This window comes from Allofrancisella inopinata (assembly GCF_012222965.1).
Classification (GTDB): domain Bacteria; phylum Pseudomonadota; class Gammaproteobacteria; order Francisellales; family Francisellaceae; genus Francisella; species Francisella inopinata.
Map to the genome: position 1 here is coordinate 800198 of NZ_CP038241.1, position 14952 is coordinate 815149.

The following is a 14952-nucleotide window of genomic DNA, read 5'->3' on the forward strand; positions in this document are numbered from 1 at the left end:
AGTTACTTATAGTTACTACCCTTCCTTATTTATTAGTTTTACTAGTGTTGGATAATGTTGACTAGATTTTAATGATTTATTAGCTCTTAGTTTTGCAAGCCATATACTTGAACACCCAAATATAGGATCACATTTGTTAGGTGTGCCGAACCAATCTACTAAACGAAATTTTTTGGCTAAATAACTTAAGCTACGTATTCTATTTTCAGGTGTATGATCTTTTATTAGTGTTAAGTTATCATTATTTGTATCATTTTCCTTATAACCATCACAAGACTCTTCAAGCGTATCAACCTTTTGACATGAATCTAAATATAAATACCCCCATGCATACTTCTGAATGCCTGGTTCAAACCACCAATCAATGGAAGTTACAAAATTATCTTTAACTTGATTAAAATATTTATCTATGTCAAATTTGTTAGGTAAGTCATAAGTTATTATTTCTAACTTATAGCTAGACAAGCCAAAGGATCTAAGCTTTGCGTGTATTTTTTCAGCCATCTGTAGGGTTTTGTATATCCCTTCTGCTGTTCTTGGTATCTCTATAAATATTGATATACTTCCAGCAATAACATTGTGATCTTTATTAATCCACTCTTGAGCAGTTAAACTTTCACTAAATAAATCGTCTAATGCTTTACTTCTATAATCAATTTTATATTTCTTGGAATTTTTATGATATTGTGTAGCAATACCACCAATTAAAAAATAATTATTACTAGCAATTTTAACATATGGCACAAATATTGCTCTCCATTCTTTAGAGATTTTTTCCCACATATATTCATTTGCTACTAATCTATCTCCTTTAGGGGAATACGACCCTATATAAGTAGCATCATTGCTGTCTTCTAACTTATATTTAAAATTATATTCATCTAAATTGCTTGAATAACTTACATCCCAAACTTCAAACTTATCACCATAATATTTTTGCTCAAGGCGTTGCTGTATCTCATTTGTAACTTCTGTATAGTTACTTATCCAATCTATAAATCCACAGTATCCTAACGTTGGGAGGGTTAAAGTTGTTGCTAATAACAGTTTTTGTAACTGTTTTTTTTTAAAATTTAAATAATACATGCACAGATTTTTTTAACTAAAAAACTTAATGAGTAACTATAATAATATTATATAATATATTTTTTTTAAATTTAATGTATAAATTTTTTATAAATAATTATTTTATTTATTAGCTTTAACTTCTTAGCTAATCTTAAGAATACAATCTAGCAAATAAAATCATATATTTTTACCTAGCAACTTGTATATGCTAGAATTACTTTCAAGTTTGTTTTTCTAATCATTAAGTAGATAATGGATACTTATACCGTAATAGTAATTTTATTTTCCCTTGTATGCGTATCGGCATTTTTCTCAAGCTCAGAAACATGTATGATGGCGCTTAATAAATATAAGCTAAAACATCTAGCAAAGAAAAATAATAAAGCTGCAAAGCGTAGTTTGTCATTAGTAGCTAAACCAGAAAAACTTTTAATTACTATACTTATAGGCAATACTTTTGCAAACATCTTTGCAGGAGCCGTTATATCATCTTATTCAGAAACCCATTTTGGTAGTTTTGGGCTTATGGTATCTACAATAGTGGTTACCATGGTGATTTTGATATTCGGGGAAATCATACCTAAATCATTTGCAGCAGTATATCCACAGAAGTTGGCATTTCCATTTTCATTACCCTTAAAACTAATTATGCTGGTTTTATATCCTATAGTTATAGTTTTAGGGATAATATCTAGGGTGGCGCTTAAGATATTTGGTATTAAAATAGAATCAGTAAATAATGAATCTTTAAATAAAGACGAAATACATACTGTTGTCCATGAGTCAAATGCAAAATTGGGGTCTAAAAATAAAAATATGCTTTTAGGTGTACTTGAGCTTGATAAAATTTTGATTCAAGAGGTGATGACTCATTTTAATAAAATAGAATATATAGATTTAAACAATCCCATAGAAAAAATACTTGCACGTATTTCTAAAATGAAGTCCACAAATGCTCTTGTATGTGAAAATGGTATAAATAATGTAATAGGTGTAATTAGATTAAAAGAAATAATTAACTTGTTAATACTATCTAAGTCTAGTATTAACAAATCTAAGTTGCGTAAGATTGCTCAACAGCCATATTTTATCCCAGAAACTGTATCTTTACAGACTCAACTTATCAATTTCCAAAAGAAAGGTAAGCGTTTTGCTGTGGTTGTTGACGAATATGGAGATGTTACCGGCGTGGTTACAATAGAAGATATTATGGAAGAAATAGTAGGGGAGTTTTCTGATAGGTTCGACATCCATAATAATATTCGCAAGCTTGATGATAGTAGTTACCTAATAGGAGGTAGTGCTACGCTTAGAGAAATAAATCGCCATATTGGTATTCAATTTGAAAGTGAGGATGCTAAAACGCTTTCTGGTTTAATAATCGAAGAGATTGAAAATTTACCATCTGGCCCATGTTGTATAAAAGACAATGACGTTCTATTAGAAATCACAGAAATTAGAGATAATAAGATAGTATCTATAAAGCTTTCAGTTCTATAGATATACAATTAAAGAAGTATTAAATGATTGATACTATAAAATTTTCTAAATCTTTCAAATAACCTTGCGTATTAAGTTATTATGTGTTACTAATTGAATAAATAAAAAAAATAATTATTTATGAGTGTCTTTAGAATCTCTGAAAAATGATATCATTACCCAAATTCAACTTTATTGTAATAGGCGATGGACTAACCATCGTTCTAGAGCAATTGAGGTAATAGATGCGGTAAATCAAGCTAGAAATATAAAACAACTAGAATATTTGATAGATAATGAAATACTTTTACTTAAGTATGGAACGCATATAAATAATAATCAAAACCAATTTGACTACTATACCTCAAAGAGACATCCTAAGTCGAATAATCATTTTTTGTTTTCACACATGAAAAATAGAAATTATAGAAACCCTGATAATTCCGCTTATAAAGGTTGTCTTGATTCAATTAAAAATTCTATAATGAAGGAGAAGTCAATAACTAGAATACAGAGCTATATAAGAGGATTTTCTTCGAGAAATAATAACTTTAAGCCAAAGTTAGCTTGGCAAAAATATTATTCTCAATGTAGTTTCCAAGAAATGGATATGGAAGAGATTAAAGCTCTTGTTACGTTTAAAGGTAAAAAGTTAGGTCAAGGTAGTTTTGGTCAGGTTTATAGTTTTAATGGTAAAGTCTATAAGTTTTTTATAGAAGAAGATTGTGGTGGTGAAGAAACAAGAGCAGTAAGAACTTCTAGGATATTATGTTCATTATCCATAAATAAAAAAAGTAATTTTTCTCCTAAAGCGGTTGGCAAGGATCAAAAAGTGTTGGAAATGCCTGTTATAGAAGTTATGGATTCTAAAAATAGAAATATCGGGGATCTTTTTACAATTGCTAGGTCCTTAGATGATGATAAACGTTTCATGGCCGATCTATGTCCAGAAAATGTTGGATACCTTAACAAAAAACTAGTAGTGTTTGATGCAGATAATATTGTAGATTTTAATTTAAATGAAAACTCTAGCTTTATTTCTAAAGAATATTTCCAAGACTTTGTAGAGCGCGGAATAGTGAAAAATGGTAGCGTCCAGCCGAATATGGATCTTATGTTAAAATCTTAGGTTTTACTTTAAAATGCAAAGGCTATCGTTGAGGAAGATAGGAGTATTTTTGATTAAACATTAAACCTAAAATTAACTACATCACCATCTTTCATGATATAATCTTTGCCTTCTAGGCGAGCTTTACCAGCTTCTTTGGCACCTTTTTCACCATTATATTTTATATAGTCATCATAAGCGATAACTTCAGCACGAATAAATCCACGCTCAAAATCGGTATGTATTACTCCAGCAGCTTGAGGTGCTGTTGCCCCAACTGGTATAGTCCATGCTCTAACTTCTTTGACACCAGCTGTAAGATAAGTCTGTAAATTAAGTAAAGAATAACCAGCCTTAATAACTCTATCAAGACCAGTTTCAGTCAGTCCCATATCAGCTAAAAATTCTAATTTTTCTTCTGGTTCTAGTTGGGTTATTTCTTGTTCCATAGCTGCACAAACTGGCACTACATTTGAGTTTTCTGCTTTTGCATACTCAATAACTTTATCCAAAAGTGGATTATTTTCAAAACCATTTTCATCAACGTTTGCAATATATAATACAGGTTTACTTGTTAGTAGTGGGGTTTGCTTAAGCCATTTAACTTCATCTTCAGTCATACCAAAAATTCTAGCTGGTTTTTCAGATTCTAAATGCTCTTTAAGTTTAGTGTAAAAATCTGCTTTTGCTAGAGCTTCTTTATCACCAGATTTTTTCATCTTTGAAAACCTTTGAACAGCTTTATCACAAGATTCAATATCAGCTAAAATAAGTTCCATATTGATAGTGTTGATATCGTCTATAGGGTCAACTTTACCACTAACATGAATTACATTGTCATCTTCAAAGCATCTAACTACATGGGCTATAGCATCAGTTTCGCGAATATTAGCTAAGAATTTGTTGCCTAATCCTTCACCTTTACTAGCACCTGCTACTAATCCTGCTATATCAACAAATTCCATAGTAGTTGGAAGTATTCTTTCAGGATTAACAATTTTGGCTAACTCATTTAACCTTTGATCAGGAACAGACACAATCCCAACATTTGGGTCAATAGTACAAAAAGGGTAGTTCTCAGCTTGAATTCCAGCTTCTGTAAGTGCATTAAAAAGGGTAGATTTACCAACATTAGGTAGACCAACTATACCACATTTAAATCCCATTATTTTATTCCTTATCTTTTTTACTTCAACGTCATCCTGAACTTGGTTCAGGATCTCATCATGAGGTTTACGGTGAGATGCTGAAATAAATTCAGCATGACAGCATAATGTTTATTTAGTATGCAACCTTTGCATTACAGGCTCTAGTTGATAGTTTATTATATCATCTAAAAGACATATCGCATTATCAATGCTAATGTCTATTTGTTTTTTTTGCTCTACGGATGGCTTTGATAGCACGTAGTTTGAAACCTTACTTTTATGGCCTGGATGACCTATACCAATTCTTAAACGCAGATACTCATTTGTACCTAAATGTTGGTGAATACTTCTAAGACCGTTATGACCGCCATGACCGCCACCTTTTTTAAGACGAATTTGACCACAATCAATATCTAACTCATCGTGAGCAACTAGTATTTCTTCTGGTTTTATTTTATAAAAATTAGCCACTTTGCTAACAGCTAAACCACTGTTATTCATGTAAGTAGTAGGGAATACTAGAATTACATTATTATAAGCAATATTTACTTTAGCGATATTTGAGTTAAGTCTTGAGTTTACACTAAAACTTTCTTGTTTATCTTGAGCAATTTTAGCGATAAACCACTCTCCAACGTTATGGCGGGTATCTTCATATTCTTTGCCTATATTTCCTAGGCCAACTATCATTTTAATTTTGGTCATTGTACTTTAAGTTGTTCAGTAATATTTTAGTAATTTTTTGGATAACAATATCATTAGCTTTAGCATTTTTATCTACTTGAGTATAAAAAATACCTATTATAATAGGTTTTTTGTTTTTAGGCCAAATAATAGCAACATCATTTGTTGTTCCATATTCACATGTTCCAGTCTTATCCCCAATTTTCCATTCCTTCGGTATATTAAAAGCTATTCTATCTTTTCCTGTATTATTTTCTTGTAACCACTTTTTGAAAAGAGATTGGTTTTTTTTATTAAGAATTTTTTTGTCAAATGCTACTTTATTAAGGTCTTTAGCAATTATTTGGGGAGATGTTTTATTTAAATTATCTCTAAGGTTGATATTATTTATAGCTGGTTCATCTGCAGTAATTATAGTATCTCTATCACCTAGAGATTGGATAAACTTGTTTAAATTTTTTAAACCGCCTAATTTTTTAATTAGCAAATTAGCAGCAGTATTATCGCTTAACATTGTGGCTTTACTTAATTCTGTTATAGTTAGTTTTTTGTCTATATTTTTAGATGTTATTGGAGTGTATCCAATAATGTCGTTTTCGTTGATTTTTATTTTTTCATTGAGAAGGTTCGGGGTCACCATACTTTCTTTAAGTACTGCTCCAACTACTAAAAATTTATAAACGCTACAAATAGGAAAGTGAAATTTTTCATTATACCCGAAGTTGCTTTTGTCATTATAATCAATTAAATATACTCCAATTTTACCACCATATTGTGTTTCTAGTTTAGTTATTTGATTTGATATCTCAATACTATTTGAAGTAGCAAAAGTTATAGTAATGTATATTAGGCTAGCTAAAAAAATAATTATTTTCTTCATGGGTTTAAAACTGATCAGAGGTTAAAAGTAAAAATTCATTAAGTTTTTTAACATTTTCTTTTTTAGCTACAGTAGCATTGGTAAGTGGAAGTTTATTGCCACCAGATACTTTAAGAGCCCCTTGAGAAGTTTTGTAAATAATAGTTGGAAAACCACTTATATGTTTAGATAACTTAAGGTTACCAGAGGTTTTTTGATTAGTTTCAGTGAGTTTTTTGTTATATTTTTTATCTTGATAGAATTGCAAAAGAGCTTTCAATGGGTTTTCTGAGTTAAAAAAGCTATTAACGATATTTGTGCTGTTGTTTAATGCGCCAACTGGTATCCAACGTACAGCTAATAAGCCTTTTTTTATAGCTGGTTGAGTAGCATCAAAGAGAGTACTACAATGACTACAACTAGGATCTATAATAGCGTAAAACTTATGAGCAGCAGTATCACTTCCTTGTTGAATATAAGAAGCATTTTTCTTTATTTCCAAATAAAGGTTGTTCGCAGTATCATCTGAAGTGAAGTAACTTATATAAATTTGGTTAAGATTAGTCAGTGTATTTTCGTTTCTATTCCAAGCTAGAAGCTCACCATTTACTATTACGCTACCATCATCACTTGTAAATGTGACCGTACGCTTTTTAGGATCTTTTTTATCCTCAAGAACATATCCTTGTAAGTTTATTCCCGTATCGAAAGTTTTTATGATTTTGTATTGTGGAAACGCTTGTTGGACAATAAATAAACCTTGTTTATTGTTTGAGATACTAGCATTTATTCTAAAAGTATTAAAGATGTATAAAAGTAATACTAATATTATAACTATTAATATTAGGATAGTGAAATTTCTCTTTGACATCTCATAGTGAAGACTGAATTAGCATAACATGATTATACCATATATAAAGATTATCTTTAGTAGCTAGATAAAAAATGCTAGCTAAAATTATAGAAGGGCCAAAGGCAATAACATTTGTTCTACGTCCAAATAAATTTATTAAACCAGCTATTATTAAGCCAATTATACAGCTAGCAAAGATAGTATAAATTAACATCTGATAACCAAACCAAGCACCAATGGCAGCCAAAAGCTTAAAATCACCATAGCCGAAGCCTTCTTTTGCAGTGAAAATTTTATATATCCAATATATGCTCCACAATGATAAATAGCCCATGACAGCACCCCATACAGCACTGTTTAAACTGGTAAATATTCCATAGCTATTTATAATTAATCCTATCCAAATAAGAGGAAGAGTTAGTTCGTCGGGCAATATATAGTGTTTTAAATCGATTATAAAAAGAGGAATAAAAAAACACAAAAGTAAAATAAGTGCAAAAGCTTGCCAGCTTACTCCATATAAATAAGTTATGGTACAAAAGCTAATAGCTGATACTAATTCAACTAAAGGATATTGAATGGATATTTTTACTTTACAAAAATAGCATTTTCCTTTTAGCAAAAACCAGCCTAATATAGGTATATTATGTCTATATTTTAATTTGTTAGAACATTTGGGACATTTTGAGGGTCTTAGGATATTTTCCTGTTGCTTTACATCTATATCAACAGCTTCGTTATCAATTATATTTAGTATTTCTTTAGCAGTTTTTTCATCTTGCTGCTTTATCATTTCTGGAAGTCTAAAAGCTAGAACATTTAAAAAACTACCTATGGCAGCACCAAATAGAAAAGCAAAAAAGAGTACTACTAACCCTATATCAAACATTTAAGATAGTTGGTAAAATTTTAAATAGAGATGATTATATACTATAGTTTATAGTTTTAAAAATATAGTGATTAATTATTTTTTTGTGGTTTTTGCTTTCTCTGTAGCTATTTTTTTTACTTTCGCTTTGTTAACACCATCAATAGCTGCTATACGGTAAGCTTCTGCCATGGTAGGGTAATTAAAAGTAGTATTTAAGAAATACCTTATGGTATTGTGTTCAGCTGGCATAGCTTTGATTGCTTGTCCAATATGAATAATTTCTGATGCTCTATGGCCGAAACAGTGTATACCAAGTATAGCCCCGCTGTCAGGGTTAAATAAAATTTTAAGCATACCAGTCTTATTTTTAGATATCTGAGCTCTAGCTAACTCTTTGAAATAAGATCTACCCACTTCATATGGGACCCCTTCAGCTATTAACTCTTGTTCAGTTTTACCAATAGAGCTAATTTCTGGTCTAGTATATATACCAGTAGGTATATCCTCTACTAGTTTATCATTACATGATCCATCTATAATATGAGTTGCTGCGAATCTACCTTGGTTAAAAGCAGCTGAAGCTAAAGACGGAGGTCCTATAACATCACCTACAGCATATATATTTGGTACAGATGTTTGATAGCTATCATCTACAGTTATTTGTCCTCTGCTTGGATTGATTTGAACTCCTATTTTATCTAAGTTTAAACCTTCAATATTTCCAGAGCGACCAAGAGCAAATAACACATAGTCAGACTCTATGATCCTTCCTGATTGTAGAGTAATAGTTACATAATCATCATTTGCTTGTATTGATTTATATGTTTCATTATTAATTAAATGAATATGTTGATTTATACAAAAGTGGTTAGTGAGGTTTTCAACAATTTCGTCATCTAGAAAAGACATCAGTTTGTCTCTGGTATTGATAAGATTAATATGTATGTCTAAGGCTCTCAAAATAGAAGCATATTCACAACCAATAACACCAGCACCGTAAATAGAAATTGATTTAATGTTTTTATCTTGCAAGGTAAGAATTTTATCGCTATCTAGTATTCTTGGATGAGAAAAATCAATATCCGAAGGGTGGTACGGTCTTGATCCAGTAGCTAATATAAAGTTTTCAGCTGTAATTATTTCAGTAGAACCATTTTTTCTAGATATTCTTATAGTATGATTATCTTTAAAACTTGCAAAACCATAGTATATATCTATCTCATGGCTTATAAATCTATTTTTTTTGATTTCTGTTTGAAGGTCTGCTATTTGGTAAGCGCCTTCTAACATTTTTGGAAAATCATAGTTACCTTTTTGTCCATTCATGCCAATTTCTCTGGCAATTTGCCTAAGTGTTTTACTAGGAATTGTTCCCCAGTGTGTACAACCTCCACCAAGCGCATCACCTTCGATAATTGCTACTTTTTTACCATTTCTAGTAGCTTTCATGGCTGCACCTTCACCTCCAGGGCCACTACCAATAATAATTATGTCATAGTTATATTGCACGAGTTTCTCCAAAGTTTAAAATTGCACTATGTACTACTACGCTACGATGATAACATACTATGGAAAATTATGTGAAACAGTTTAATCAATTTGTAGAGGTGTTTTCTGCCTTAAACACAGATTTATTATGATATTAAGTTAATAGTCTTTTAAGATATTAGATTGTAGAAAATTGTTTGTAATATCAGTGTTTGGAATTTTAATATCCTTAATTATAGTATCAAATGCTTTCGTATTATTTTTATCTAGCTTATTTAGATCTATCACTACTGAACTAGCTGGGTTTGAATATGATGACAAATAAAGTATATTTTCATCTAAATCTTTAATGACAGTATAAGCAGTATGATTATACATTGTTTGATCATTAATTTTCACTATGACAGTGCCTTCTGCAATATCAACGTTGTGTAATATATGGATAATTTTTGTTACTAAGCTTTCTTGAAAGGTGCTTTCATTGTTAGAATAGTACGCTAGTATAGCAATCTTAACAAATCTAGATGGTGGCGAATAGTCTCCAGGTAATCCTAAAAATCCATTTCCTTCACCTAGCCCATTTACTTCTTGGGCAGTTTCTTGTTTATCTTTACTATTTTCGATAAAATCTTTAATTTTTATTTTAGTTATAGTTTTATTACTCAAGTTTAAATAATTTTTTAGGTTAGTAAGATGCCAATCGTAAGTAGGAGCATTTGTCATTACTTTGATGTTAGAATTTACATCATAAAGCTTTACATCTCCATTTACATATTCTACAACTAGACCACCACCTTGCTTGTCTGTGATAAGAAAATGTAATTCTGGAGATATACCATCAACCATAGTTGTGCTATCTGACCATACTTTATATTCTTTTAAAGCTTGTCTTACTTGATTAATATTTGCAAATTCACTTAGGATAAAAGTAGTAAATTCGATAATAGACACATATTTATTATCATTTTTGCTAACTTTTTGATACTGAGTAAAATTTGGTAAATAGTTAGCGCTAACGCTAAGACCTTGATCATTTTGACCATCTATAAGTATGGTTTGACGATCATTTTTAATGCCAGTACCTAAAATGGAGTATTTAGATTTATAAGTTTGTATGGGTAATGCTAAATCAGCTGGAGCTGTTAGGGATTGTTCAGTATTTTTAGGTATATAAATAACTCTCCAGTCCCAGTCTAAACCCCACTCCATAGTTCGTCCTGAGACTACATGCTGCTTTGCATCAACAAGAGTAACAGCAGTACATGCTATTGATTGAGAAATTAAAGCTAAAGGTAGTATTGTTATAGCTATGATTTTTTTAAAATAAAATTTCATACTGATAAGTTTAAACATTGGTAATTAATGTTAAGGATAATAACATATAGTAGAGTTTTTTTAATAGCCATTTTAGGGATAGGCTTAAAAAGCTAAATACTAATTAGCTACTAGTCTACTATATCTATTTAACATGGTAATGTTACCAGATGTGCCACCACAATGAATATATATTATAGGTTTTGGCAATTGATCGTAGTTTTTTAATAATACTTTCCATGTGATAGGGTCATATAATAGATCAAATTCGATGTTGGTTTGCTTTAGCAGCTTTTTATATAGTTTATAGTTATCTACATCTAGTTGACCAAACGTAGATTTGAAGCTTTTTACAAGGATCGTAGGTGGAGTTTGTTTGGGGTCAACTATAAAAAATTGTTTTTTTAAATAATCTTCATCACCAACACAAGCTACAGTATAAACTTTATTAGGTAAGTATTTTTCCAAATACAAGGCCGTTGTACCTGTGCCTGATGCTACTATTACACTATAATCTTGAAAATTATTTTCTTTACAATATTTTACTATTTCGTTAGCACATTCTGCTATACCTATTTCAGCATTCGGGTTCCTACCACCTTGATCAAAAAAATAAATATCTTTTGAGTAGTTTGTATATTCTAATTTTATGCTTTCTAGATTTAAAGGATGTTTGGTTTCAAAAAGTTGCATACCATTATTTAAAGCTAGCTTGAGGTTACCATTTTGGTGTTGTTTTAGAAACTTTGGTAGAGGTTTAACCCAGTAATGAAACTGCCAATTATTGAGCTTAGCTAATTGTGATAATGCAAGCATAAAATTAGACTGATTACCACCAAATGAAACTATAGATTTGACATGCGAGTATTTTTCTGGATTTTTTAAGATATAAGCTAACTTTCTAGCTTTATTTCCTGAAAAAACAGGATGGTTTAAATCATCTCTCATAATGATAAAACGTTTATTATCAAAAATAATTTTTTGAAAAAGAGATGACATTAGTAATAGATTTACTCTTCTAAAAGCTCAAACTCTTCTTTTGTTACACCACAATCAGGACATTCCCAGTCTTCTGGTATATCTTCCCATCTGGTACCTGGCTTAATACCATCTTCTGGCCAACCTTCAGCTTCATCGTAGATAAAACCACAAACAATGCAAATATATTTTCTGTATTCCATAACTTTTATTCAAAACTGTGTAAAATAAATATGACCGTATTTTAGCATTATAAGAAGTGTATATCTATAAAGATGTGAAGCTAAACGTTATTCAAATTTCAAAATTTTATAGTCAATAGGAATACGACTTGTTAGCGGATTTTTTGTACATGATTTTGCATGGTTAGCATCGATAAAACGGTACGGTAAATGCTCATCACGCCCCTTTGGAATACCTAGACGTGTCGTTTGAATAATTTCTTGGGGTTTGTAACCAGTATCGGCTATAAAAAACTGTTGTGAAAATTGTTGTTGATCCCAGTCAGAAACTTTTAAATTTAAGGCACGACAAAGTAGAGTTTGTCCTGACATTAATCTATGAATTGAACGTTTCTCTCCATTTGGTAGTGGATTAAGTTGGTGCATGATGTCAAGCATTTGATTACCAGAAAGTTCTCTATAGGGAATAGCTGATTTGATCAAAACAGCACAACCCTCTCCACAAGCTGAAATATTTAAAGAATCTTTACCACGAGAGTAATACATATAGATTGTTCCAGCTGGCATAAATAAGGCTTTACGTTTAAGTGTAAAACCTAAAGAGGCATGACTTCCTTTATCTGTTAACTCATATGCTTCAGTTTCAATAATTTGTGCATAAAGCCAGTGATCATTATAGTATCTACAAATGATTTTCCCCAATAAAGCATGAGCTAAAGAAAGCGCACTTTGGTTAAAAAAAGGAGTGTTAACTCTTTGCATAAATTTACTCTCTTTAATTTTATCCAGTAACCATTATAACTTTGTTTCATCAATAGTAATTTTACGTGTATGATTAGAGAAAAATACAGCTTTTTTATCAATGAAAGTATCAGTAATTTCTTTAGGAATATCTTTATCTAGTTTTTTATTAATTAACCGATAAAATGCATCTTTAGCTGTTTCACTAAAACCTTTTTTAAAGTTTTGGTTTTTTACTTCTTCTGAGCACATTAGGAAATTTTTTATTCTAACTTTTGGGTCTGTGTTACTAGTGCCTGTAATGCAACCATTTGGTGCAGCCGTTGCAATGTTAAACCCTTTACGAGTGTAGTAAGCGGCAATACCTTTAAATATTTTATCATTGCTAAATATAGTAATACTAAGATAAGTACGATAGTTACGGTATCTCTCTACATATTCTCCAACTTTAGCACAAATGTAGCCATCCATATTATCCTTATTTCCTTCACCATAAATGATAGATACTAGCTCAAAATTGTTGTATATTTGAGTTTTTTTAAAATTAGATTCAAGTTCTTGGCTATTGGTGAAAACTATCACTCTATCAAAATTGCTTTCTGCTACCCCAGCGAAGTTATTGTAATTTTCTGAATCAACTATAGCTAATCTAAGATATTCCATCCAATAAGCTTCCAAAATATATTTTCTTATTATTTTAGCTAAAAGCTATGTTATTGGCTATCTTTTGTTAAAATGTTACTAAATTAGTAAACATTATACAATCGATGTTAATTCCATTAGAATATAGTTATTTGAGCTTACCAGCAGAATTTTATTCTAAACAATCAGTTTATAAATATCCAAAAGCAAAGCTATTAGCTTTTAATAACGTATTAGCAAAAGAGCTTGATTTAAAGTTAGAGCAACTAGATGAACCAGAGCTTTTAGATTTTCTGCTAGGTCACCAAAGTGAAAACCCAATAGCCCAAGCATATGCTGGGCACCAGTTTGGGCATTTTACAATGCTTGGCGATGGTCGAGCAATACTTACTGGGGAATATAAAAAGTCAGATGGTACAGTAGTAGACATTCATCTAAAAGGGGCTGGTCTTACTAAATTTTCACGGGGAGGCGATGGAAAAGCAATCTTAGGACCAATGCTTAGAGAATATATAGTCAGTGAGGCTATGCATAATTTGAATATACCAACCAGCAGAATATTAGCGGTAATAACCACAGGTGAAAATGTTCAAAGACAATCAGTTGAACAAGGTGCTATAGCTATAAGAGTAGCTAGTAGTCATATAAGGGTTGGAACATTTCAATACGCAGCAATGCTGGGTAAGAATTATAGCCAAAGTTTGTTAGATTATACTATAAAAAGGCATAATATTCCTTATGGTGAAAATAAGGCTTTAGGCTTGTTAAATTATGTAATGGATAAGCAAACTAGCTTAATTACCCAATGGGAGAGGGTAGGGTTTATTCATGGTGTTATGAATACTGATAATATGACTATTTCAGGTGAAACTATAGACTATGGGCCATGTGCATTTATGGATAAATATGATCCGGAAACTGTTTTTAGTTCTATTGATAGAAATGGGCGTTATGCATTTGCAAATCAAGCTCCTATTGGTGGCTGGAACATTGCAAGACTTGCAGAAAGCTTATTGAGTTTGATATCTGAAGATGAAAAAGAAGCTATAAGCCTAGCTGAAGAAGCGCTTACTAAATACTCTGAAATTTATAAAACTAAGTGGCAAAAGATGTTTTTATCAAAGCTTGGTCTGGCTAGTTACCAAAACGAAGATGAAAGTTTAATTTCAGAGCTGTTGATAGAAATGTATAAGAATAACCTTGACTATACGAATACATTTTATAATTTATCTTATCAACACTTTGAAGCTTTAAGAAAGCAAGGTTTAGCTAACTGGTTAGATAAATGGGTTTCTAAGGCTCCAAAAGTTGATACTTTTGATATGAGACAAGTTAATCCATTTGTTATACCTCGTAACCACCAAGTTGAAAAAGCTATTAAATCAGCAGAAAGTGGTGATTTAGGAGATTTTTATAATTTAAACAAGGCTCTAAAACACCCATACAAATTTGATAAAAAATATCAAAGCTATATGTTAGAGCCCACAGAAGACCAAATTGTAAAAGCTACTTATTGTGGGACTTAGAATTGTCCCAT

Annotated in this window: 15 protein-coding genes; 3 read left to right on the forward strand and 12 right to left on the reverse strand. The window is 30.9% G+C overall.

All coding sequences use genetic code 11. The annotated features are described in order from the left end of the window. Positions 1-15 precede the first annotated feature (15 nt). Positions 16-1086 carry a hypothetical protein gene (locus E4K63_RS03670; protein ID WP_133940682.1) on the reverse strand — a complete coding sequence of 357 codons (1071 nt, stop codon included), beginning with the start codon at positions 1084-1086 and terminating at the stop codon, positions 16-18. Between the two features lie 234 nt (positions 1087-1320). On the opposite strand from E4K63_RS03670, the gene E4K63_RS03675 reads away from it, so the two are divergent. Both E4K63_RS03675 and E4K63_RS03680 read left to right on the forward strand, forming a co-directional pair. Next, positions 1321-2568 (forward strand): HlyC/CorC family transporter, encoded by a 1248-nt coding sequence (locus tag E4K63_RS03675; protein WP_133940684.1) that lies wholly within the window; start codon positions 1321-1323, stop codon positions 2566-2568. A 124-nt stretch (positions 2569-2692) separates the two neighbouring features. Continuing rightward, complete coding sequence (locus E4K63_RS03680; RefSeq protein ID WP_133940685.1) at positions 2693-3676, forward strand: hypothetical protein; 984 nt, start codon at positions 2693-2695, stop codon at positions 3674-3676. A 53-nt stretch (positions 3677-3729) separates the two neighbouring features. Here the strand turns inward: E4K63_RS03680 and ychF are convergent, their stop codons facing one another. The 11 genes from ychF to E4K63_RS03735 form a co-directional block, all read right to left on the reverse strand. Further along, positions 3730-4821: a redox-regulated ATPase YchF gene (gene ychF, locus E4K63_RS03685; protein WP_133940687.1), complete on the reverse strand. Its 1092-nt coding sequence runs from the start codon at positions 4819-4821 to the stop codon at positions 3730-3732. 111 nt (positions 4822-4932) lie between these two features. Then, positions 4933-5508, reverse strand: a complete 576-nt coding sequence (gene pth, locus E4K63_RS03690) for an aminoacyl-tRNA hydrolase (RefSeq protein WP_133940689.1) — start codon at positions 5506-5508, stop codon at positions 4933-4935. Continuing rightward, positions 5495-6367, reverse strand: coding sequence for a class A beta-lactamase (gene bla, locus E4K63_RS03695; RefSeq protein WP_133940691.1), 873 nt, complete (start codon positions 6365-6367; stop codon positions 5495-5497). The genes pth and bla overlap by 14 nt, the downstream gene beginning before the upstream one ends. Before the next feature lie 4 nt (positions 6368-6371). Then, the gene (locus E4K63_RS03700) at positions 6372-7217 is read right to left on the reverse strand and encodes a thioredoxin domain-containing protein (protein WP_133940693.1); all 846 of its coding nucleotides are present in this window, start codon (positions 7215-7217) and stop codon (positions 6372-6374) included. A 1-nt stretch (position 7218) separates the two neighbouring features. After that, a complete protein-coding gene (locus tag E4K63_RS03705; protein ID WP_133940695.1) occupies positions 7219-8088 on the reverse strand; it encodes a prepilin peptidase in 870 nt (289 codons plus the stop codon). A 75-nt stretch (positions 8089-8163) separates the two neighbouring features. Beyond that, entirely contained in the window at positions 8164-9579 is a 1416-nt protein-coding gene (gene sthA, locus E4K63_RS03710) for a Si-specific NAD(P)(+) transhydrogenase (RefSeq protein ID WP_133940697.1), read from the reverse strand. Between the two features lie 138 nt (positions 9580-9717). After that, positions 9718-10893, reverse strand: a complete 1176-nt coding sequence (locus E4K63_RS03715; RefSeq protein WP_133940699.1) for a choloylglycine hydrolase family protein — start codon at positions 10891-10893, stop codon at positions 9718-9720. 99 nt (positions 10894-10992) lie between these two features. Beyond that, positions 10993-11871 (reverse strand): 1-aminocyclopropane-1-carboxylate deaminase, encoded by an 879-nt coding sequence (locus E4K63_RS03720; protein WP_133940700.1) that lies wholly within the window; start codon positions 11869-11871, stop codon positions 10993-10995. An 11-nt stretch (positions 11872-11882) separates the two neighbouring features. Then, entirely contained in the window at positions 11883-12053 is a 171-nt protein-coding gene (locus tag E4K63_RS03725) for a rubredoxin (RefSeq protein WP_133940702.1), read from the reverse strand. 87 nt (positions 12054-12140) lie between these two features. Continuing rightward, positions 12141-12794 carry a DNA-3-methyladenine glycosylase gene (locus tag E4K63_RS03730; RefSeq protein ID WP_133940704.1) on the reverse strand — a complete coding sequence of 218 codons (654 nt, stop codon included), beginning with the start codon at positions 12792-12794 and terminating at the stop codon, positions 12141-12143. A gap of 33 nt (positions 12795-12827) precedes the next feature. Next, positions 12828-13436, reverse strand: a complete 609-nt coding sequence (locus E4K63_RS03735; RefSeq protein WP_133940706.1) for a PIN domain-containing protein — start codon at positions 13434-13436, stop codon at positions 12828-12830. Positions 13437-13540: 104 nt separating this feature from the next. Here E4K63_RS03735 and E4K63_RS03740 point away from each other — a divergent pair, with 104 nt between their 5' ends. Beyond that, positions 13541-14941, forward strand: coding sequence for a protein adenylyltransferase SelO (locus E4K63_RS03740; protein WP_133940708.1), 1401 nt, complete (start codon positions 13541-13543; stop codon positions 14939-14941). Positions 14942-14952 lie beyond the last annotated feature (11 nt).